The 21,937-nt window shown below is 66.5% G+C and carries 20 protein-coding genes and 2 tRNA genes; 6 read left to right on the forward strand and 16 right to left on the reverse strand.

The genetic code is table 11. The features are described from left to right. Positions 1-3: 3 nt before the first annotated feature. Together GGR48_RS04225 and GGR48_RS04230 are read left to right on the forward strand one after the other, a co-directional pair. Positions 4-2,589, forward strand: a complete 2,586-nt coding sequence (locus GGR48_RS04225) for a M1 family metallopeptidase (RefSeq protein WP_183950658.1) — start codon at positions 4-6, stop codon at positions 2,587-2,589. A 368-nt stretch (positions 2,590-2,957) separates the two neighbouring features. Continuing rightward, complete coding sequence (locus GGR48_RS04230; RefSeq protein WP_338110496.1) at positions 2,958-4,577, forward strand: S10 family peptidase; 1,620 nt, start codon at positions 2,958-2,960, stop codon at positions 4,575-4,577. Position 4,578: 1 nt separating this feature from the next. Here GGR48_RS04230 and GGR48_RS04235 read toward each other — a convergent pair whose 3' ends face one another. From GGR48_RS04235 to GGR48_RS04245, 3 genes are all read right to left on the reverse strand, one after another. Beyond that, a complete protein-coding gene (locus GGR48_RS04235; RefSeq protein WP_183950660.1) occupies positions 4,579-5,247 on the reverse strand; it encodes a hypothetical protein in 669 nt (222 codons plus the stop codon). A gap of 42 nt (positions 5,248-5,289) precedes the next feature. Beyond that, a tRNA-Lys gene (locus GGR48_RS04240) sits at positions 5,290-5,365 on the reverse strand. 144 nt (positions 5,366-5,509) lie between these two features. Then, positions 5,510-6,118: an NAD(P)-dependent oxidoreductase gene (locus tag GGR48_RS04245; protein WP_183950661.1), complete on the reverse strand. Its 609-nt coding sequence runs from the start codon at positions 6,116-6,118 to the stop codon at positions 5,510-5,512. Positions 6,119-6,168: 50 nt separating this feature from the next. Here GGR48_RS04245 and GGR48_RS04250 point away from each other — a divergent pair, with 50 nt between their 5' ends. Beyond that, positions 6,169-6,597, forward strand: a complete 429-nt coding sequence (locus GGR48_RS04250) for a winged helix-turn-helix transcriptional regulator (protein WP_240455990.1) — start codon at positions 6,169-6,171, stop codon at positions 6,595-6,597. Positions 6,598-6,661: 64 nt separating this feature from the next. Here the strand turns inward: GGR48_RS04250 and GGR48_RS04255 are convergent, their stop codons facing one another. Next, positions 6,662-8,101 carry an NAD-dependent succinate-semialdehyde dehydrogenase gene (locus GGR48_RS04255; RefSeq protein ID WP_183950662.1) on the reverse strand — a complete coding sequence of 480 codons (1,440 nt, stop codon included), beginning with the start codon at positions 8,099-8,101 and terminating at the stop codon, positions 6,662-6,664. 192 nt (positions 8,102-8,293) lie between these two features. On the opposite strand from GGR48_RS04255, the gene GGR48_RS04260 reads away from it, so the two are divergent. Continuing rightward, on the forward strand, positions 8,294-9,748 hold the full coding sequence (locus GGR48_RS04260; protein ID WP_420854056.1) for a phospholipase D-like domain-containing protein: 1,455 nt from the start codon (positions 8,294-8,296) through the stop codon (positions 9,746-9,748). Further along, positions 9,748-9,924, forward strand: coding sequence for a DUF4169 family protein (locus tag GGR48_RS04265; protein ID WP_183950664.1), 177 nt, complete (start codon positions 9,748-9,750; stop codon positions 9,922-9,924). Before GGR48_RS04260 ends, GGR48_RS04265 begins: the two co-directional genes overlap by 1 nt. A 136-nt stretch (positions 9,925-10,060) precedes the next feature. Here the strand turns inward: GGR48_RS04265 and GGR48_RS04270 are convergent, their stop codons facing one another. From GGR48_RS04270 to GGR48_RS04305, 8 genes are all read right to left on the reverse strand, one after another. Continuing rightward, positions 10,061-10,732, reverse strand: a complete 672-nt coding sequence (locus GGR48_RS04270; RefSeq protein ID WP_183950665.1) for a spermidine synthase — start codon at positions 10,730-10,732, stop codon at positions 10,061-10,063. Then, a complete protein-coding gene (locus GGR48_RS04275; RefSeq protein WP_183950666.1) occupies positions 10,729-11,091 on the reverse strand; it encodes a DUF6481 family protein in 363 nt (120 codons plus the stop codon). The genes GGR48_RS04270 and GGR48_RS04275 overlap by 4 nt, the downstream gene beginning before the upstream one ends. 81 nt (positions 11,092-11,172) lie before the next feature. After that, positions 11,173-11,248 (reverse strand) — tRNA-Lys (locus tag GGR48_RS04280). Between the two features lie 114 nt (positions 11,249-11,362). Continuing rightward, a complete protein-coding gene (gene rodA, locus GGR48_RS04285) occupies positions 11,363-12,475 on the reverse strand; it encodes a rod shape-determining protein RodA (protein WP_183950667.1) in 1,113 nt (370 codons plus the stop codon). Then, a complete protein-coding gene (gene mrdA / locus GGR48_RS04290) occupies positions 12,472-14,541 on the reverse strand; it encodes a penicillin-binding protein 2 (RefSeq protein ID WP_183950668.1) in 2,070 nt (689 codons plus the stop codon). Before mrdA ends, rodA begins: the two co-directional genes overlap by 4 nt. 2 nt (positions 14,542-14,543) lie before the next feature. Then, the gene (locus tag GGR48_RS04295; protein WP_183950669.1) at positions 14,544-15,068 is read right to left on the reverse strand and encodes a rod shape-determining protein MreD; all 525 of its coding nucleotides are present in this window, start codon (positions 15,066-15,068) and stop codon (positions 14,544-14,546) included. Continuing rightward, on the reverse strand, positions 15,065-15,934 hold the full coding sequence (locus GGR48_RS04300) for a rod shape-determining protein MreC (RefSeq protein WP_183950670.1): 870 nt from the start codon (positions 15,932-15,934) through the stop codon (positions 15,065-15,067). Before GGR48_RS04300 ends, GGR48_RS04295 begins: the two co-directional genes overlap by 4 nt. Before the next feature lie 24 nt (positions 15,935-15,958). Continuing rightward, positions 15,959-16,999: a rod shape-determining protein gene (locus GGR48_RS04305; RefSeq protein WP_007403442.1), complete on the reverse strand. Its 1,041-nt coding sequence runs from the start codon at positions 16,997-16,999 to the stop codon at positions 15,959-15,961. A 134-nt stretch (positions 17,000-17,133) separates the two neighbouring features. Between GGR48_RS04305 and mutL the strand changes: the two genes are divergently transcribed. Continuing rightward, positions 17,134-18,921, forward strand: coding sequence for a DNA mismatch repair endonuclease MutL (mutL, locus tag GGR48_RS04310; protein WP_183950671.1), 1,788 nt, complete (start codon positions 17,134-17,136; stop codon positions 18,919-18,921). Between the two features lie 15 nt (positions 18,922-18,936). Here the strand turns inward: mutL and GGR48_RS04315 are convergent, their stop codons facing one another. From GGR48_RS04315 to rpsF, 4 genes are all read right to left on the reverse strand, one after another. Then, entirely contained in the window at positions 18,937-20,151 is a 1,215-nt protein-coding gene (locus GGR48_RS04315; RefSeq protein ID WP_183950672.1) for a tetratricopeptide repeat protein, read from the reverse strand. 523 nt (positions 20,152-20,674) lie between these two features. After that, on the reverse strand, positions 20,675-21,268 hold the full coding sequence (gene rplI / locus GGR48_RS04320) for a 50S ribosomal protein L9 (RefSeq protein WP_183950673.1): 594 nt from the start codon (positions 21,266-21,268) through the stop codon (positions 20,675-20,677). 13 nt (positions 21,269-21,281) lie between these two features. Beyond that, the gene (rpsR, locus tag GGR48_RS04325; protein WP_007403456.1) at positions 21,282-21,506 is read right to left on the reverse strand and encodes a 30S ribosomal protein S18; all 225 of its coding nucleotides are present in this window, start codon (positions 21,504-21,506) and stop codon (positions 21,282-21,284) included. Next, positions 21,506-21,916, reverse strand: a complete 411-nt coding sequence (gene rpsF / locus GGR48_RS04330; RefSeq protein WP_183950674.1) for a 30S ribosomal protein S6 — start codon at positions 21,914-21,916, stop codon at positions 21,506-21,508. Before rpsF ends, rpsR begins: the two co-directional genes overlap by 1 nt. Positions 21,917-21,937 lie beyond the last annotated feature (21 nt).

The following is a 21,937-nucleotide window of genomic DNA, read 5'->3' on the forward strand; positions in this document are numbered from 1 at the left end:
CCGATGAAGTCCGCCCTTTCGGTCCTTCTTGCCCTGACCGTATCGACCCCTGCTCTTGCGGCGGGCCAATTGCCCCAAACGGTGGCGCCGGTCCTCTATGACATCACCATCCGCCCCGATGCCAAGGCGCTGACCTTTTCCGGTGAGGAAACCGTCGATGTCGATGTCCGCCAGGCGACGACGACGATCGTGCTGAACGCCGCCGAACTCGCCGTCACCCGCGCGACCTTCGACGGCAAGCCCGTGCCCTTCACGATGGACAAGGCCGCGCAGACGCTGACCCTCACCCTGCCGCAGGCGGCATCGGTCGGCCGGCACAAGGTCGGCTTCGCCTGGACCGGCACGATCAACCGTTCGGCCAACGGCCTGTTCGCGATCGATTACAGCAATGCCGATGGCAGCCAGTCGCGGATGCTCGCCACCCAGTTCGAGGCCCCCGACGCGCGTCGCTTCGCGCCGATGTGGGACGAACCGGCGTTCAAGGCCAAGTTCCGCCTGTCCGCCTCCGCGCCCAAGGGGCAGATGGCGATCTCCAACATGCCCGTCGCCTCGGTCGCGGCGCAGGCCGATGGCACGCAGCTCTATCGTTTCGGCGAGACGCCGGTCATGTCGAGCTATCTGCTCTATTTCGGCTCGGGCGATCTGGACCGGAAGACGGTGAACGCCAGCGGCGTCGAGATCGGCGTCGTTAGCCGCAAGGGCGTGGTAGACCAGGGCGATTACGCGCTCGGCTCGGCGTCCAAGCTGCTGTCCTATTATAACGACTATTTCGGCACGCCCTATCCGCTGCCCAAGATGGACATGATCGCCGGCCCCGGCTCCAGCCAGTTCTTCGGCGCGATGGAGAATTGGGGCGCGATCTTCTATTTCGAGAACGAGCTGCTCTTCGACCCCAAGGTCATGACCGAGAGCAACCGCCAGCGCATCCACACCGTCGTCGCGCATGAAATGGCGCACCAGTGGTTCGGCGACCTCGTCACCATGCGCTGGTGGGACGATCTGTGGCTGAACGAGGGTTTCGCGTCGTGGATGGAGGGCAAGGCCACCCACGACCTGAACCCCAGCTGGAACGCCGCCGCCGCCAGCATCGCGGGCGAGCGCGAGTCGGCGATGGGCATCGACGCGACCAGCGCCACCCATCCGATCATTCGCAAGATCGAGACGGTCGACCAGATCGGCGAGGCGTTCGACAGCATCACCTATCTGAAGGGGCAGGCGGTCATCGGCATGCTCGAATCCACCCTGGGTTCGGACATTTTCCGCAAGGGCATCCGGTCCTATATGGCCAAGTATAAGTACCAGAACACGGTGACCGAGCAGCTGTGGGAGGAACTGTCCAAGGCGTCGGGCACCAATATCGCGACGATCGCGCACGACTTCACGCTCCAGGGCGGCGTGCCGCTGGTGACGCTGTCGGGCGCGCGGTGCGAAGGCGGGCAGACGGTGGCGATGCTCAGCCAGGGCCGCTTCGGGCTGGATGAGGCGTCGAAGACCCCGCAGACCTGGCACGTGCCGATCCGCGTCGCGACCATCGGCGGCGTAGAGACCAGCACGGTCGTGACCGGGGCCGCGCCGGCGCCGGTCAAGGTCGGCGGCTGTGGCACCCTCGTCCTCAATCGCGGCAAGGGGTCCTATACGCGCGTGATGTACGACGATGCCGGCCATGCCGCGATCGTGCGCGACTATACCCGACTGTCGCTGGAGGACCGGCTGGGGACGCTGGGCGACGATTATGCACTGGCGGCGGGCGGCTATCAAAACCTGGGCCGCTGGTTCGACCTGATGGCGCAGGTCAAGCCCGATGCCGACCCGCTGGAATGGGGAACGGTCGCGGCGGAGCTGGGGCGCCTGGATGGTCTGTATGAGGGCACGCCGCTCGAAAAGCCGCTGCGCGCCAAGGTCGCGTCGATCCTGTCGCCCGTGCTAGCCCGGGTCGGGTTCGAAGCCAAGCCGGGCGAGAGCGCGCCGGTGTCCAACCTGCGCGAGGCGCTGATCGGTCGGCTGGGCACCAGCGGCGATGCGATGGTCGCCGCCCGTGCGCGCGGCTATGTCGCGGCGCTGGCCAAGGACCCGGCGGCGATCCCGGCGGCGATCCGCCAGCCGATCCTGTCGACCTACGCCACCCGCGCCACGCCGGCCGAGTGGGACAAGCTGCTCGATCTGGCCAAGGCGGAGCGCAACCCGGTGGTCAAGAACCGCTATGTCTCGCTGCTCGGCTATGCCGAGGACGAGAGCGCGGCGCGCCGGGCGCTCGGGCTGCTCAAGACCGACACCTTCACCCCGCCGCAGCGCGCCGCGCTGCTCCGTTCGATCGCGGGGGCGCATCCCGATCTGGCGTTCGACTGGGCGGTGGCGAACAAGGCGCTGGTCGACAGCTTCCTGGAGGAAAGCAACCGCGCGACCTTCATCGTCGGGCTGGGTGCCGGGTCGAACGATCCGGCGATGCCCGGCAAGATCCAGGCCTTTGCCGACGCCAACCTGCCCGAGGGATCGCGCGGCGGCGCCAAGCGATCCATCTCGCAGATCGCGGTGCGCAAGGCGGTGGCGGATCGGTTGAAGCCCGCCGTCCAGACCTGGCTGGCGCGGTGATCCGAAGGCTGGCGGGGTAAGGTGCCCCGCCGGCCTTTTTTGCCGTCGCCGCCGTCTCCGTCCCTCCGTTCAGCCTGAGCGCAGTCGAAGGCCACGGGGCGGTATCATGGCCGACCCTCACCCTTCCCACGCGTCTGCGACGCGCGGGCCCCTTCCCTCTCCCGGTGGGAGAGGGAGGGAGGCGCGAAGCGCCGGAAGGGTGAGGGTGGACCGCCGCTCAGCCCCGTGGCCTTCGACTGCGCTCAGGCTGAACGGAGGGGGTGGGTAGCCCCGACGCTGCGTGGCCGGGAAAATCGCCCACCCAAACCCCACAACCCCTTGTCTCGCATAACGAAACGCGGGAACCATGACGCTCCCGTCATTCAATCGTGAGCGCTTTCGTGATCCGTAACACGCTGGTCCTTCTCCTCGCCGCCACCGCCCTGACTGCCCCGCTGGCCGCGCAGGAGGATGGCGACAAGAAGGGCGGCTCGCATGCCGAGGCGGCGAAGGCCGAAGCGGAAGCCGCCTGGGCGCGCGCGCCGATCGACGACAGCGAGGTCCGCCACCGCGACAGCGTGACGATCAACGGCCGCAGCTATCCCTATATCGCCTCGGCCGGCACGCTGACCGTGCGGGACATAGAGGGCAAGCCGACCGCCTCGATGTTCTATACCGCCTATACGCTCGATGGCGTGAAGCCGGGCACCAAGCGGCCGGTGACGTTCCTGTATAATGGCGGGCCGGGCTCGCCCTCCTTCTGGCTGCGCATGGGTTCGTTCGCGCCGATCCGCATCCGCACGACCAGCCCGGAATTCGTCCGGCCGGCGCCCTATGATGTCGGGCCGAACCCGGACTCGCTGCTGGACAAGACCGACCTCGTCTTTCTCGATGCGATCGGCTCGGGCTATTCGCGGCCTTTGGGCGATATGAAGCCGGCGCAATTCTACGGCGTGGACGAGGATGTCGATGTCTTCGCCGGCGCGATCCAGCGCTATGTGACCAAATATGGCCGCTGGATGAGCCCCAAATTCCTGCTCGGCGAAAGCTATGGCACGCTGCGCTCCGGCGCGCTGGCCTATCAGTTGCAGGAGCGGGGCATGGCGCTCAACGGCGTCGTGCTGCTCAGTTCGATCATGAATTACGGCTATCGTCAGCCGGGGTTGGATCAGGTCTATCTGAACTACCTGCCCAGCTATGCCGCGACCGCCTGGTATCACAATCGCCTGACCGATCGCCCCGCCGATGTCGCGACCGTGGTGGCGCAGGCGCGCGCCTTTGCGGTCGGGCCGTACATGTCGGCGCTGGCCAAGGGCCAATCGATCTCAGCCCAGGAGCGCGACCAGATCGCCGAACAGATGAGCCGGCTGATCGGCCTGTCGCCCGACTTCATCAAGCGCGCGAACCTGCGTATCGACCTGCCGCGCTTCCAGAAGGAATTGCTGCGCGGGCAGGCGCGCACGGTCGGGCGTTTCGACTCGCGCTATCTGGGCATCGACACCGACGCCGCCGGCGAGCGGCCCGAGACCGATGCCTCTTCGGACGCGATTTCAGGGGCTTATATCGCGTCCTTCCAGGATTATCTGCAATCCACGCTCGACTATAAGACCGAGTTGCCCTACCGCCTGTCGGCGCGCGATGCGGCGGGGTGGACCTGGAATTGGAAGCATAAGGCGCCGGACGGGTCGCAGAACAATCCCAACACCGCGATCGACTTGGCTGCCGCGATGCGCGCCAACCCGTATCTCAAAGTCCTGTCGATGAACGGCTATTACGACATGGCGACGCCGTTCTTCGGGACGGAGAATGACCTGGGCCACATGATGCTGGAGCCGGCGCAGCAGGCGAACCTGCGCTTCACCTATTATCCGGCCGGGCACATGACCTATCTGAACCCCGATGCGCTGCGGAGCATGAAGGTCGATCTGGCACGCTGGTATGACGAAGCGGTCAGCGACGCGAAGTCGTCGACGCCGCCGGTGCCGCCTTCGGGGCAGGGGGCGCGGTAAGCTAGCGCCGGTAGAGCGCCCGGTAGGTTGCTTGGGCGAAAGTCAGGACAGCGACATTGCCGCTGGTCAAATGCCCTTGCAACTCATCGGGCGTTATCGTCAGAATCTTGTCGAGCGACGACCGGACATCGGGATTTCGCCAGTTCCATGTGGACGAACCGATCATGCCGGCGAACGCCTCCATCCTGTCAAACTGCCAGGCAAGGTTGACGATGGCCTGATAACAGGCGACGTAATCATCAAATGCGAAAACCTGACCTTTCGTCCCGAGGGATCGCAATCGGATTACGGTCGCCCGCGCCTCGTTCAGGGCATCGAACAGACGTTTGGAGTCCTGCTCGCCCCGCGCGTTGATATAGGCGATCGCTCCATGCGCGACAGCTCCCGCTTCGTCTTCGGTTCCCCAATCCTCACTATGACTGCGCATACCAGTGCGCGCCATTTCGACCATGGTAACGGGCTTGGCCATGTCGACGATGAAGGCATGGGTCGCTTCGATGAGCGCATCAAGAAACTCGGCTTCGCGCTTTGCCTTGTCCTGCCGTCGCCAATTTTGAAGCGCGACATACGCAACGCAGGCGGTGATGACTGAGGCTCCCGTACGCATCACGTCGAGCCAGTCGACCGTTGCTATAAAGGACGCGGCCTTGGACATGCTGTCGGCGATCATGATGACAGCTTAGTCGAGGTCAGGCGTTACGAGAAAGATATATGGTGGACGCACTTGGGCTCGAACCAAGGACCCGCTGATTAAGAGTCAGCTGCTCTACCAACTGAGCTATGCGTCCATTGCCGGTCTGCGGCAAGGCGGGGAAGCGATGTCCCCGGCTGGTGGCGCGCTGTTAGCGGAGCTTATCCGACCTGCCAAGAGGGTTTTTGACATTTTTCTTGCGGTCGGGATCGCGCGCGCCGATCCCGACCGGCCTCATACCTCAATAGCCGACGGTGAAGCGCTGGCGGATATGGCGCGGCTGCGCGATCTCGTCGGCCAGCGCGATGGCATAATCCTCATAAGAGATGCTGCTGCCCTGTTCGTTGGACAGGAGCGTATCGGTGCCCAACCGGAATTGGCCCGTCCGCTCGCCGGGCACGAACATCGCCGAGGGGGAGAGGAAGGTCCATTCCAGATCGTCGGCCTGACGCAGCGTGTCGAGGAAGGCCGCCCCCGCACGGGCCTCGGTCTTATATTCCTCGGGGAAGCCCGGCTGGTCGATCAGCCGCTGGCCGGGCGCGACCTCCAGGCTGCCGGCGCCGCCCACGACCAGGAAGCGGCTCACGCCCGATGCGCGGACGGTGTCGATCAACCCCGCTGCATCGGTCGGGGCGAAGGGCAGGGCGCTGACGACCGCGTCATGCCCGCGCAGCGTTTCGGTCAAAGCCGCCGGGGCGCTCGCATCCCCGGCGACGGCCGTGACGCCGGGCAGGTCCGCGATCCGCTCGGGCTGGCGGGCGATGGCGGTGATGGCATGGCCGCGATCCGACAATTCCTTGAGCAGGCGCGAGCCGACATTGCCCGAGGCTCCGATCAGTGCGATCTTCATGGCGTTCCTTTCGTCTTGACTGGGTGGTCTATTATGTAGACCGTTGAGCTATGCCTGCTTCCGCGATCGCACAAGACGTCACTTTCGAGGGACCGGGTCACAGCGATGTGACCGCCCCGTCACCGCTGTTGACCGGGGAAGGGGGCTGTCCGATCCGCGATGTGCTCGACCGGATCGGCGATCAGTGGACGCTCTTGGTGCTGGCCGCGTTGGAGCCGGAGACGCTGCGCTTCAACACGCTGCTGCGGCGGATCGGCGATGTGTCGAAACAGATGCTGTCGCGGACGCTGCGCCGGCTGGAAGAGGACGGCTTCGTCGAGCGCACCGTCTATGCGGAGGTGCCGCCGCGCGTCGAATATCGGCTGACCGATCTGGGACGCTCGTTCCTGGAGCCGATGCGCGGGCTGATCCGCTGGGCCGATACGCATCAGCCCGAAGTGGAGGCGGCGCGGGCGGCCTATCGGGCGCGTAGCCAATAGCGAAAGGGGCGCCACCGATCGCGGTGGCGCCCCATGCTGCTTCCCGGGTCGGGAAGGATCGCCGTCAGGCGATGTGAACCGCCTTGGTGATCATATGGTTGGCGATGCCCTCGGGGCCATCCTCCGAACCATAGCCGCTTTCCTTGACCCCGCCGAACGGCGCGTCGCCCCAGCTCAGGCGGACGGTGTTGATCGCGACCATGCCGGCTTCGATCTCGTCGGCCAGCTGGTTCTGGCGGCGGCCATTTTCGGTGAAGCAATAGGCGCCCAGGCCGAAGGGCAGGCGGTTCGCCTCGGCGATGGCGTCCTCGGTGGTGGCGAAGGGGCGGATCAGCGCGATCGGGCCGAACGGCTCCTCGTTCATCGCCTTGGCGTCGAGCGAGACATCGGCCAGCACGGTGGGTGCGAAGAAGAAGCCGCCGCCATCCTTGGCCTCGCCGCCGGTCAACTTGCGCGCGCCGTTTCGCACCGCGTCCTCGATCATCGCGCCGATCGCCTCGGGGCGGCGGGGATTGGCCATCGGCCCCATCTGCGTATCCGTCGACAGGCCGTCACCGATCTTCAGCGCGGCGGCGCGCTCGGCAAAGCCCTTGGCGAAGCGCTCGTAAATGCCCTCCTGCACATGGAAGCGGGTCGGCGCGACGCAGACCTGGCCGGCATTGCGGAACTTGTGGGTGACGAGCAGGTCGAGCGTCTTGTCGAGGTCGCAGTCGTCGAACACCAGCACCGGGCCATGGCCGCCCAGCTCCATGGTCGACTTCATCACCGTATCGGCGGCGAGCTTGAGCAGATGCTTGCCCACCGGCACCGAGCCGGTGAAGCTGAGCTTGCGGGTGACCGGCGAGGCGAGCAGATGGCGGGACACGGCGTCGGGCACGCCGAAGACCAGCTGCGCGACGTCACCCGGCAGGCCGGCGTCCTGGAAGCAGCGCATGATCGCGATGGCGCTAGCCGGCGTTTCTTCGCTGGGTTTGAGGATCACCGAACAACCGGCGGCAATCGCAGGAGAAATCTTGCGCACCGGGTTCATGACGGGGAAGTTCCAGGCGCAGAAGGCGGCGACCGGCCCGACCGGCTGGTGCAGCACCAGCGAGCGGGTGCCGGTCGGCCGGGGCAGGACGCGACCATAGATGCGCACCGCTTCGCCGGCATGGAAATCGAGCAGCGCGGCGGTGGCGGCGACCTCACCGCGCGCCTCGACGATCGGCTTGCCCTCTTCCATGGTGGCGAGGCGGGCCAGTTCCTCGGCGCGTTCGCGGACGAGCGCGGCGGTGCGATGCAGGACGGCGGCGCGCTCCTGCGGCGCGACCTTGCGCCACTGGTCGAAGCCGCGCGCGGCCGCCTCCAGCGCACGGTCCATATCGGCCTTGGTCGCCAGCGGCAGGTCGCCCAGCGGCTGGCCGGTCGCCGGGTTCAGCACCGCCTGCGTCTCCCGCCCGTCCGGCCCCAGCCATTCGCCGGCGATATAGAGGCCGTTCTTCACGTCAAATTGCTGGGCGGTCATGCGCGTCCTTTCCGATAGTCTGGCGATGATGCGCGCGGGAGATCGGCCTTTCGCGCCCGACATGCAAGGCCGGCGGCGGACGGAGCGGGGTCCGTTCGAGGCGGGTTGGCAAAAGCGATGAATTTTGAGGCGTCATGGCGCGTTTTGCCCGCTTTGGTGTTTCGCCATTTGCCAGCCGGGGACGGCATGGGCATGAGACGACCGGCAATTGGGGAGATAGCCTTGAAGGTCGGACAGGAATGTTGGCGGATCGAACGGGCCGACAGGATGGCGGTGATCGTCGATGCGGAAAATTATTTCCGCCTGGCGCGCCGCGCGATGCTGAACGTCAAGCGGCGAATCCTGCTGATCGGCTGGGATTTCGACGCGCGGATCGTGCTCGACCATGACGAGGCGCCGAACGAACCGCTGGGCGACTTCATCTACTCGCTCGTGCAGCGGCAGCCCGAGCTGGAGATATTCCTGCTCCGCTGGGACACCGGCGCGATCAAGTCGCTGTTCCGGGGGCGCACTTTCTTCACGGTGATGAAGTGGATGGCGCACAAGCGCATCCATACCAAGCTGGACGGCCATCACCCGATCGCGGCGTCGCATCACCAGAAGATCGTCATCATCGACGACCAGTTCGCCTTTTGCGGCGGCATCGACATGACCGGCGATCGCTGGGACACGCGTGAGCACCGCGACGACGATCCCGGCCGCAAGCGTCCGGGCGGCCAGCCCTATAAGCCCTGGCATGACGCGATCAGCGCGGTCGAGGGCCCGATCACGCGGGCGCTGGGCGAACTCTTCCGCGAACGCTGGCGGGCGGCGGGCGGCAAGCCTATGGCCCCCGCGGTGCCGGGCGCAAGCTGTTGGCCGGAAGGGCTGGAGCCGGACTTCCTGGATCAGGACGTCGCGATCGCGCGAACCATGCCCGAGATGGACGATCAGGCCCCGGTCCATGAGAATGAGGCGCTATTCCTGGCGCAGATCGCCCGCGCCGAGCGACACGTCTATATCGAGAGCCAGTATTTCGCCTCGCGCCGGGTGGCGGAGGCGATCGCCCGTCGGCTGGATGAGGAGGATGGCCCCGAATTCGTCATCATCAACCCGCTGACCGCGCAAGGCTGGCTGGAGCCGATCGCGATGGATACCGCGCGGGCGCGTCTGTTCGAGGCGCTGCGGCGGCGGGACCGTCACGGCCGGCTGCGGCTCTATCACCCGTTCACGGCCGGCGGCGAGGCGATCTATTGCCATGCCAAGATCCTGATCGCCGATGACCGCGTGTTCCGGCTGGGGTCCTCCAACCTCAACAACCGCTCGATGCGGCTCGACACCGAATGCGATCTGGCGCTGGCGGTCGAACCCGATAGCGATGCGGCCAAGCGGATCGCGGCCATCCGCGACGACTTGCTGGCCGAGCATCTGGGCGTCGCGCCGGCGCAGGTGGCGGACACCTTCGCACGGACCGGCTCGCTGATCGCCACGGTCGAAATCCTGCGCGGCGCGGACGGGCGGACGCTGCGTCCCTATGAAATCCCCGACCTGTCGAGCGTCGAGGAATGGCTGGCCGACCACGAGGTGCTCGACCCCGAAGGTCCCGACGAAATGTTCGAGGCGATCAGCGCGCGCAAGGGGCTGTTCCGGCGCCTGCGGCGGCATTGATGGGCGATGTCATCAACTTCCGCCAGGCGCGCAAAGGACTGGCGCGCAAGGCGGCCGAGCAGCAGGCGGGGGAGAACCGCGCCCGCTTCGGCCGGACCAAGGCGGAGAAGCAGCGCGACGCGGCGGAGCAGGAACGGCTGCGCAAGGAGCTCGACGGCGCGAAGCGGGAGGATTGAAGCTGGAGGTGGGTGACGGGATACCCTCACCCTTCCGGCGCTTCGCGCCTCCCTCCCTCTCCCATTGGGAGAGGGAAGGGCCCTACCCGCCAAGGCGGGGGGAAGGGTGAGGGTGGCTAACCCTGAATGACGAGCATCAACGCGGCGTGGCGAACCAGATCGTGTGCGTCGCGCCCTTGCCATTCTCGCGCGCGCGGACCTTGACTTCGTCGACGGCGAAACCCGCCCGACCCAGTCGACGAGTGAAGACAGGGTCCGGCGCCGCCGACCAGATCGCTAAGACGCCGCCGGGCCGCAGCGCGATCCGCGCCTCGTCCAGGCCACGCGCCGAATACAGCCCGTCATTGGCGGGCCGGGTCAGCCCGTCCGGGCCGTTGTCGACGTCGAGTAGGATAGCATCATACTGGCCACGTCCGGCATAGATGGCGTTGCCGACATCACCCATGGCCAGCGTCACGCGCGGGTCGTCCAGGCATCCATCGGTCAGGGCGGCCATCGGGCCACGCGCCCATTCGATGATGCCCGGCACCAGCTCGGCCACCGTCACCCGCGCCTTCGGCCCCAGCCGGGCCAGCACCGCGCGCAGCGTGAAGCCCATACCATAGCCGCCGATCAACAGATGCGGCGCCGGCCGGTCGCCCAGCCGGTCGCAGGTCATGGTGCCGAGCGCCACCTCTGAGCCGCTCATCCGCGTGCTCATCAGCTCGTTGCGGTCGAGCACGATCATGAAGTCGCCGCCGCGACGGAAGAGTCGCAGCGGCTCGCCGCCGGGCACCTCGGCAACGCCCAGCAGCTCGCGCGGGGTCATTTGCCCTGGCGTGCCTTGCGTGCGGCGTAACGCGCGTCGCGCGCGGCCTTCAGCTCGGCGGCGGTGGGCACGACCGGTGGGCGCGCGGCGGCAGCGGCGGCTTCGGCTGCAGCCTGGGCTTCGGCGGCCGCCTTGGCGCGGGCTTCCTCGCGTGCGGCCTTTTCCTGCTCGATAGCGGCCTTGTGCGCGGCGCGGCGCTCGGCCTCGGCCGCGGCCTTGGCTTCGCGCGCGGCGGCGCGGGCGGCGACCACCGCCGGATCGGGCGCGGCCTTGTTGCGCAGACGCTCGAGCGCCGCCGCCTTGGCTTCGCGCGAGGCCGCTGCACGATCGGAGAAACCGGGAACCTTATAGCCTGCCATCAATCATCTATCCCGCTGGAGGGGGCGGATAGCCCCAATGCACAACGGCCCCGCGATTGTTCGCGGAGCCGTTGGAGAAACTGGTGGACGCACTTGGGCTCGAACCAAGGACCCGCTGATTAAGAGTCAGCTGCTCTACCAACTGAGCTATGCGTCCATTTGCCACGATCGAAGCATCGGTCTTGCGACCCGCCTCGCGATCGGGAGGCGCGCCTTTAGCACTCTCGCCGATCTTTGCAAACGCTTTTTGGCCGAAATCGTCGATTTTGCCCTACCAGCGCGTCGAACGGCGATTTTCGCGGTCGATCGCCATCAGGATGCCCAGGCACAGCAGCACGGTCATCTGCGACGACCCGCCATAGCTGACCAGCGGCAGGGGGATGCCGACCACCGGCGCCAGGCCCATCACCATCATCAGATTGACCATGACGTAGATGAAGATCGTCGTGGACAGCCCGGCGGCGGTCAGCCGCGCGAAGCGGTTCTGCGCCGCATGCGCGACGTTCAGGCCCCAGCGGATGACGAGCAGGAAAGCGAGGATCAGGAAACATCCGCCGACCAGACCCCATTCCTCCGCCATGGTGGCGAAGACGAAGTCGGTATGCCCTTCGGGGAGATAGTCGAGATGGCTCTGCGTGCCGTTCAGGAACCCCTTGCCCCAGATGCCGCCCGAACCGATCGCGATCTTAGACTGGCTGATATGATAGCCGGTGCCCAGGGGATCGCTTTCGGGGTCGAGGAAGATCAGCACGCGGTTGCGCTGATAATCGTGCAGCACGAAATTGACCGCCAGTGGCGCCAGCACCGCCAATGCCATCGCGCCGCCGATGAACAGGCGAAGCGGCACGCCCGCCAGGAACATGACGGTCGCGCCGCCCGCGCAGATCATCAGCGCGGTCCCCAGATCGGGCTGTTTCATGACCAAGGCGGCGGGCACCGCGATCATTGCGGCGACCGGCCATATGCCGGAGAAGCGTCGCGTTTCGGCCGGCGGCATCAGTTCGTAGAAGCGCGCGGCCCCCAGAACCATGAACAGCTTCATCAATTCGGAAGGCTGGAGCCGGATGAAGCCGACATCCAGCCATCGCTGGCTGCCCCCGCGCACCGCGCCGAGCAGTTCGACCAACACGAGGGCGACGACCAGCACGGCATAGCCGGGGATCGCGATCCGCCGCCATAGATCGAGCGGCAGGCGCGACAGTAGCAGCGATCCGCCCAGCAGCACGAAGAAGCGCACGCCCTGCGGCTTGGCCCAGGGGGTCAGCGAGCCGCCGGCGGCCGAATAGAGCACGACCAGTCCGAAACAGCCGATCGCCAGCACCAGCAGGATTACGCGCCAGGGCAGCTGGGCGATCGGTTCGGGGATGATGCGCGGACCGCTCATGGATTGGGCTCCACTGCGTCCGCGCGGGGTTCGTTGGGGCTTGCCGCCATCGCCTCGGCCTGGGCGTCGGCGACGTTGGTGGCAGCCTCGACCGCCGGGGCGTCGGTGGCGGCTCCTGCATCGGTCTTGGTCGCGACGGAGGCGGGTTTGGGCGCTTGCGCAGCGCGATAGGCCGCTTCCTCGGCGCGCATCCGCGTCATGATGTCGCCGCCCCAGGTCGGCTCGCCTTCCGCCAGCGAGGCAAGCGCGCGGTCGCGGTCGAACAGATAGGTCATGATGTCGCGCCCGATCAGCGGCGCGTCGAGATTGCGCACGGTATGGCCGTTATGCTCCAGCACGATGGCGGCGGCATAGCGCGGATTGTCGGCGGGCGCGAAGCAGACGAGCAGTGCGTGGTCGCGCAGCTTGAAGGGTAGCTGGCCGTTCTTGAGCACACCCATGCGCCGCTCGGCCATGGTGATCCGGCGAACCTGCGCGGTGCCCGTCTTGGCCGCGATCGAGACGCCGGGCACCAGCATCCGCGCCGCGCCACCGGTGCCGCCCTGGTTGACCACGCCGAACATGGCATCGCGCACCACCGCCAGATGCTCGGACGAGACGGGCAGGGCGGGGGAATCGAGATGGACCTGATGCGCCAACAGGCTCGGCTGCAACGCCCGCCCGGACGCCAAGCGCGCCGCCATCACCGCCAGCTGCAGCGGATTGGCCAGCACATAACCCTGGCCGATCGAGGCGTTCAGGCCATCGGCGACGGTCCATTTCGTCTTGTATTTCTTTAGCTTCCACGCCGAATCGGGCACGGTGCCGTAACGTTGCGTGTTGAGCGGCAGGTCGAATTTCTGGCCCAGCCCGACCATGCGCGCGACCGGTGCGATCCGGTCATAGCCCATGCGGCGGATCATCTCGTAGAAATAGATGTCGCAGCTCTGCTCGATGGCGCCCTTCAGGTTGAGTGCGCCGTGCCCGCCCCGCTTGTGACAGTGGAAGACGCCGGTGCCGACCCGCATCGCGCCGGTGCACAGCACCCGGTCATTGGCGCCGACCCCGGCCTCCAGCAGCGCCAGGCCGTTCATCGGCTTGACCGTAGATCCCGGCGGATAGAGGCCCTGCGTTACCTTGTTCATCAAGGGCACATGGTCGTTTTCCGACAGCATCGCCCATTCCAGATGGCTGATCCCGTCCGAAAAGCTGTTGGGGTCATAGGCGGGCATCGACACCATCGCCAGCGTCTCGCCGGTGCGGCAGTCGAGCACCACCGCCGAGCCGGAATTGGTGCCCAGCCGGCGCGCGGCATATTCCTGAAGCCCCGCATCGATGGTCAGGCGGATATTGCGGCCCGGCACGTCCGGGCGGGTAGCGAGCTCGGCCACCACCTTGCCGCGCGCAGTAACCTCGACCCGCTTGGCGCCGGGTTTGCCGCGCAGATACGGCTCCAGCATCTTTTCCAGCCCGTCCTTGCCCAGCTTGAAGCCGGGGGTGACGAGCAGCTGGTCGCGCGTCGCCTTGAACTGTTCGGCGGTGGGTGTGCCGACATAGCCGGTCAGATGCGCGACGGCCGGGCCGGCGGGATAGAAGCGGGCGAAACCGCGCGTCGGCTGGACGCCGGGCAGTTCGGGCAGGCGGACGCTGATCGCGGCGAACCGGTCCCAGTCCAGCCGCTCGGCGACCTGCACCGGCTGGAACCCGGCGGCATGTTCCAGGTCGAGCCGGATGCGCTCCATCGCCTCGTCGTCCAGCCGCAGGATCTGGCGGAGCAGGCCCAGCACCCGGTCCTTGTCCTCCAACCGGTCGGGAATGATGTCGACGCGAAAATCGGTGCGGTTGTTGGCGATCGGCGTGCCGTGCCGGTCGATCAGCCAGCCCCGGCGCGGCGGTATCATCGTCGTGTTGACGCGGTTGCTCTCGGAGAGAAGATTATACTTCTCGTTCTGCGCGATCGACAGCCACGCCATACGGCCGGCCAGCATCAGGCCGACCGCGCCCTGCGCCGCGCTGAGAACAAAGGCGCGGCGTGAGAAGCTATAGGCCTGCGCGGCCTCGGTCATGATCCGGCCGGGGCGATCCATGCTCAGGCCCCTACCTCATGTCGCCCGCGTTTGCGATCGATCCATGCCACCAGCCGCGTCGCCATGGGGAAAAGCAGGATGGTGATGGCGATCTGGATGATCAGTGGCGCATCGACCTGCGCACCGACCGGCACCGCGATGAAGCGCCCCGCGATCAGGCAGAAAGCGATGGCACCGCTGGCGATCAGCCAGTCCTGCCAGAAATCACGGAACACCAGCCGATGCTCGAACAGGTCGATGGCGAGCGAGGTCAGCGACCAGAGCAGCATCGCCGAGCCCAGCGGCTGGCCCGACAGCAGATCGTCGAACAGGCCCAGCGGCGCGGCGGCCCAAAGCCGAAGCGCGAACCGCGCCACCAGCCGCCAGGCGAGCAGCATCAGCAGGCCGGCGGGCGGCTGCAACGGTACGATCGCCACCACCGGCACGATGGCGACGAACGAACCGGCCATCACGGTCAGCCAGGGCAGCGCGCGGGCGCGTGACGGGGGCAGTCCGGGGTCGAAGGGGTTGTAATGGTCGAGAGTCACGGCCGGGGTGCCGGCGCTGGTGGCGGCATCGGCATGAAGGCGCGCTGAACGATCGCGAAATCGAGCGTGTCGGGATGGCTGAACGGCTTGGCGACCGCCACATCGCCGCCGGCCGTCTGGATACGGGCGACGGGGATGTTGGGGGCGTACAGCCCGCCCGTGCCCGAGGTCACGAACAGCTCGCCCTTGGCCAACCGGACATTGGTGGCCACCGAACGGACGTCGAGCGTGCCGTCGCCGCGCCCGACCGCGATGGCAGGCATGCCGTCGCGGGTGCGCCGCACGGGGACAATGCTTTCGGGATCGGTCAGCAGCAGCACGCGGGACGCCGCCGGACCGGCCTCGGTCACGCGGCCGACCAGACCTTCCGGCCCGCGCACGCCCATGCCCGGCATCACGCCTTGCCAGCGACCGGCATTGAGCAGCGCGAAGCGACGGCCGCTCGATCCGGTCGAGCTGACCAGCCGGGCGACGGCGACGGTGTCGGCGGTGCGGTCGCGGATCGCCAGCAACCGGCGCAGGCGGCGATTGTCATAGGCGATCGTGCGCGCGGTCTGGAGCAGCTTGCGCGATTGCTCCAGCTCGGCGCGCAGCCGCGCATTCTCGTCATGAACGAAGAAATAATGGCCGATGGTGTCGGGTACGCCGCTTACGGCGTCGCCGACCGTGACGAACGCGCCCGAGATGGGGGCGGTCACGCTGCCCAGCGTCATGCGCAATGCGCCGAAGGCGGGCGGGTTGAAGGTCGATGCGACAAGCAGCACCGCGCCCACCACCGCACCCGCCACCGCGAGCACATAGGCCAGGAAAGCTCCATATTGCCGCCGTCGCGAAAACCCGGTGCGACGGTCGCGGGCAGGCGCCATGCGCCGGTCCCCTTATGCTGGAGGTTAGCCGTTCAGCAGGACGCCGCGATACATCGGGTCTTCCAGCGCGCGACCGGTGCCCAGCGCGACGCAGGTCAGCGGGTCCTCGGCGACAGTCACCGGCAGGCCGGTCTCGTCGCGCAGCACCTCGTCCAGCCCTTCGAGCAGCGCACCGCCGCCGGTCAGGACGATACCCTGATCGACGATGTCGGCGGCCAGTTCGGGCGCGGTGTTTTCCAGCGCGACGCGAACGCCCTCGACGATGGTCGCTACCGGTTCGGACAGCGCTTCGGCGATCTGGCCCTGGTTGATCGAGATTTCCTTCGGAACCCCGTTGACGAGGTCGCGGCCCTTGATCTGGATCGTCACGCCGATGCCGTCCGCCGGCGGACGCGCGATGCCGACTTCCTGCTTGATCCGCTCGGCGGTGGCTTCGCCGATCAGCAGATTGTGGTTGCGGCGGACATAGGAAACGATCGACTCGTCCATCTTGTCGCCGCCGACACGTACCGACGTGGTGTAGGCGAGGCCACGCAAGCTCAGCACCGCGACTTCGGTCGTGCCGCCGCCGATGTCGACGACCATCGAGCCGATCGGCTCGGTGACGGGCATGTCGGCGCCGATCGCGGCGGCCATCGGCTCCTCGATCAGGAAGACCTGGCTTGCGCCCGCGTTCGAGGCGGCGTCGCGGATCGCGCGGCGCTCGACCTTGGTCGAACCCGACGGCACGCAGATCACGATTTCGGGCCAGCGCGCGAACTTGCGGGGGCCATGCACCTTCAGGATGAAGTGCTTGATCATCTGTTCAGCGACGTCGATGTCGGCAATCACGCCGTCGCGAAGCGGACGGATCGCCTCGATATTGCCCGGGGTCTTGCCCATCATCAGCTTGGCGTCGTCGCCGACCGCCTTGACCTTCTTGATGCCGTTGATCGTCTCGACCGCGACGACGGACGGCTCGTTCAGCACGATGCCGCGTCCGCGGACATAGACCACCGTGTTGGCGGTGCCGAGGTCGATCGCCATGTCTTGCGACATGAATTTCAGGAAGCGGGGCAGGGGCATCGAGGCTTTCGTTCCGTCTGGTGGACCGGGTGGGCGTAACTCATATCCCGAACCGCCGCCAAGAGCCGTTACAGGCACCTGCACCGTCATTTGCGGGGTCGCGGGATGCCGTCGCTTGGGCTAGGGTTTGCCGCATGTCAATACGGCGTCTGCCTCCCCATCTCGTCAATCGTATCGCGGCCGGTGAAGTGGTGGAAAGGCCCGCCAGTGCGTTGAAGGAACTGGTCGAAAATTCGATCGATGCGGGTGCCACCCGCGTTGCAATCGTTCTCAGCCAGGGCGGGGTCGGCCGGATCGAGGTGGCCGATGACGGATGCGGCATGTCGGCCGACGACATGGCGCTCGCGCTGGAGCGGCACTGCACTTCCAAACTGCCCGACGAAGCGATCGAAGCGGTCGTGACGCTGGGGTTTCGCGGCGAGGCGCTCCCCTCGATCGCCAGCGTCGCGCGGGTGACGATCGAAAGCCGCCCGGCGGGTCGTGACGGCTGGTGCCGCGTCGTCGACAATGGCGACGTGCTGCGCGACGGCCCCGCCGCCGTGCCGCCGGGCACCCGGATCGTCGTGGAGGATCTGTTCGCGCGGGTTCCGGCCCGGCGCAAGTTCCTGCGCTCGCCGCGTTCGGAATATGCCGCCTGTCTCGACATGGTCCGCCGTCTGGCGATGGCGCGGCCCGACATCGCCTTCACGCTGGAGCATGACGGCCGCCGTGTCCTGACCGTGCCTGGCGGCGAGGAGCGGCCCGGTCGTGTGGCCGGGCTGACCGACCGCGCGCTGGCGGAAAATTCGGTGGCGATCGACTGGGTACGCGATTCGATCAGCCTGGGCGGGGTGGCGGGGCTACCGACCTTCAACCGGGGCATCGCCGACCATCAATATTTGTTCGTCAATGGCCGTCCGGTCCGTGACCGCTTATTGATGGGCGCGATTCGAGGGGCTTATGCCGAGATGTTGCCACGCGACCGTCATGCGGTCGTCGCGCTGTTCCTTGATATGCCGCCGTCCGAAGTCGATGTGAACGTCCATCCGGCCAAGACCGAAGTCCGCTTCCGCGACCCTGCGCTGATCCGCGGCATGATCGTCTCGGGCCTGCGTCGCGCGCTCGACGAGGCCGGGCATCGCAGCGTCCAGCGTCCCTCGGACTCGGCGCTGACGATGTGGCAGGCCGAGAGCGTGCCGGCGTCCGCCGTGCCGCCGCAGCCCGTCGATGACTGGAGCCATGCTGCGCCCGAGAGTCGGGTGATGGAGCGCCAGTCGCTCTTCGCCCCGCGCCCCGGCTTCGCCGCGCCCCCGCCGCTCGCCCGCGCCGAGCCGGCCTTCGCGCCGCCGCCCGAGGTGCGCCAATATCCGATGGGCGTCGCACGCGGCCAGGTCGCCAAGACCTATATCGTCGCCGAGGCCGAGGACGGGCTGGTGCTGGTCGACCAGCATGCCGCGCACGAACGGCTGGTGCTGGAACGGATGCGCGCCGCGCTGACCGGCGGGCGAGTGGCGTCACAGGCGATGCTGATCCCCGAAGTGGTCGAGCTGGACGAACCCGCATGCGATCGGCTGGAGGCGCGCGCCGAGGAACTGGCCGAGTTCGGGTTGGACCTCGAACGCTTCGGCCCGACCGCGATGCTGGTCCGCTCCACGCCCGCGCTGCTGGGGCAGAGCGACCCCAAGGGGCTGGTCAGCGATCTCGCCGATGAACTCGCCGCGTTCGATCAGGCGCTGTCCCTGCGCGAGCGGCTGGACCATGTGGCGGCGACGATGGCCTGCCACGGCTCGGTCCGCGCGGGCCGCATCCTTTCGGTCACCGAGATGAACGCGCTGCTCCGCGAAATGGAGGTCACGCCGCATTCGGGCCAGTGCAACCATGGCCGCCCGACCTGGGTGAAGCTGCAGCATGGTGATATCGAGAAGCTGTTCGGGCGGAAGTAGGGGCTGCGTCCCTTATTATGTCGTGGATGGGCTAAGGTGTTTCGACGCCTCCTGTTGGCGGCGGATGGTGGCGAGGTCGGCGGTCATCTTGTCCCATTCGCCCAGGCGGCGGTACGCTTCGGCCCTCATGGACAGTGGCCATAGGTTGCGGGAATTGCGAGCGATGGACAGACTCAGCAGTCTTACGCCCTCGCGTAAATCGCCGCGCTGAAGGGCAAGGATGCTCTCACCATGGATGATGCCGAGGTTCGCGGGATCGATCTTGCGGATTTCTGCGAAGTCCCGTTCGGCGTTCGTGGCATCTCTCTTCCAGGCATGGGCGATCCCGCGCAGTACCAGCGCCTGCAAGTCGCCGGGCTTGCTGGCGAGAATAATGGTGGCATCTGAGATTACCGCATCGAACGCGCCGGTCTGCAGATAATCGGACGCGCGATTGCGATAGGCGTCGGTGTTCTCGGCATTGATCGCGATGGCGGCGCTATAAGCGGCGATGGCACGCTTCCGATCGCCAAGCTGGTCGTGAACGAGACCCAGATTATAATGGAAGGCGTCCGCCTTCGGGTCTAACTGAATGGCAGCGGCATAGTCGGTTCCGGCGTGGCGATAGTCCCCCATGCGATAATAGGCCGAGCCCCGTGCGGCCAATATGGTAGGGCGGTCCTCTCCTGCATCCCCGTCGAGTAACGTGTTGCAGGCCGCGGCTACCTCCGTTGGCGCCCATTCATCCCTTCGGTCGTAACAGTGATCGCGAAGCGCCTGTTTGGGGACGTCGAGCAAAGTTTGTATGCCGAAGACGAGAACCCCGCCGCTCAGAAGGGCGTTCCACCCCATCGACATCCAGTAGCGGTTGGGATCGTCGGCTCGCGTGAATTCGCGCGAAAGGCCGCGCATCCACGGTTCGATACGGCCGGTCGTGAAACCTTGGATAACGGACCACATGGCGAGGGCGGCCCCGGCCAGGAGGAACAAGGGATGGAAACTGGGCGATCGGGCGAACGCCTCTGCCGAAGGCGTGAAGATGAGAAGGGCAAAGGCCGCCAATGCCATGACGGCCGCGACGCTCTTGATGAGCGTCGCCGTCGAACGCCATGAGAGATCTTCGGGAGCTTGCGTAATGTCCCGCTGGGCCGCCGTCGCCGCGAGATGGCGGACAATATATTGCATGGGCATCCAGGCGACGATCGCGATGAGGAGAAGAAGCCAAGCCCTGATCGGAACGTCGTCGAACATGCCGCCCCGTTCTGGCTTCAATAGGGGCGCAATGCAATCATAGGCTCCGGGCACGCCCATAGGGCTCCAGCCCGATCACCGCCTGTTGTCGAGGCGTCATCCCGCTTTACCCAATGGGGATGTCCAACCCTTTGAACGCGGTGCCAGCGCGTGCTGCGGCATATCAAAAGCGATTGATCGAGTTTAACCGGTACTTGATCGGACGGTGAGCCGAGCCCATAGGACGATGAGTTGAGATTTTTATCGTTCGGGCGTTTACCGTAACGAAACTTTTACACTCGGTCGTGTATTTAATCGACCATCGACAGGTAGGTAGTCAGATCATGAAGCACGTCATGGCCATCATCTTCGCGCTCATCCCGCTGGCTGCCGTTGTCAGCGCCTGCGTAGCCTGTCCGTAACGCCATTCCGCGCGGTCATCGTGCCGCGCATCACGTTGCCGTCTCCCAAGACGCAAAAAAAGGGCCGCCCGGACATGCCGGACGGCCCTTTCCTTGTCGGCTTCAGGCCGAAGCGCTGGGGCTTAGCCCTGCGCTTCTTCCTGCTCCGGCTGAACCTCGGCGGTGGCGCCGGGCTCTGCGTTGGGATCGTAATCCTCGGTGAAGCCGGCTTCGTCACGCTCGAACATCGAGGCCATGACGTCGACGCCCTGCGCCTGCATCTCGGCTTCTTCCGGCGAGCGGGCGACGTTGACCTTGACGGTCACGGCCACTTCCGGGTGAAGCGCGACGCGCACGTCGTACACGCCGATCGCCTTGATCGGACGGTCGAGCACGATCTGGCTCTTGTTGACCTTGTGGCCGTCGGCGACCAGCGCCTCGACCAGGTCACGCACCGCGACCGAGCCATACAGCTGGCCGACGTTCGACGCCTGACGGATCAGGGTGACGGTGGCGTTCTCGAAGGTCTTCGACTCGACCTCGGCCTCGGCGCGACGGTTCGCGTTGTCGGCTTCGATGCGGGCACGGTTGGCCTCGAACACCTTCTTGTTGGCTTCGTTGGCGCGCAGCGCCTTCTTGCGCGGCAGCAGGAAGTTACGGGCGAAGCCGTCCTTCACCGTGACCACGTCGCCGATGGCGCCGAGCTTCTCGACGCGCTCAAGCAGAATAACGTCCATCTTCTAGGACTCCTTACTTCACGACGTAGGGCAGGAGGCCCAGGTGACGGGCGCGCTTGATGGCCTGGGCCAGTTCGCGCTGCTTCTTGGCCGACACGCTGGTGATGCGCGAAGGCACGATCTTGCCGCGCTCGGACACGAAGCCCTGGAGCAGACGGACGTCCTTATAGTCGATCCGGGGCGCGTCCTTCGCGGAGAAGGGGCAGCTCTTGCGGCGACGGAAAAACGGGCGGGCCATTATGCGGCTTCCTCTTCACGATCACGACGGGGGCGGTCAGCGCGGTCGGGGCGTTCGCCACGATCGGCACGACGCTCGCGGTCGCGCTCCTGCTTGCGCATCATCACCGACGGGCCGTCCTCATGGCCGTCAACCTTGACGGTCATGTAGCGGATCACGTCTTCGTTGATCTGGGTCTGGCGCTCCAGCTCGGCGACGACACCGGCGGGGGCGTCGATTTCGAGCATGACGTAATGCGCCTTGCGGTTCTTGGCGATCTTGTACGCCAGCGAACGCAGGCCCCAGGTCTCGGTCTTCACGACCTTGCCCTGATTGTCCTCGACGATCTTCGTGGCGGCTTCCGCCAGCGCGTCCACCTGCGCCTGTGCCAGATCCTGGCGCGCAAGGAACACGTGCTCGTAAAGAGCCATGCAGCTTACCTTATGTTGGCC

This window comes from Sphingomonas pseudosanguinis (assembly GCF_014196255.1).
GTDB classification, from domain to species: domain Bacteria; phylum Pseudomonadota; class Alphaproteobacteria; order Sphingomonadales; family Sphingomonadaceae; genus Sphingomonas; species Sphingomonas pseudosanguinis.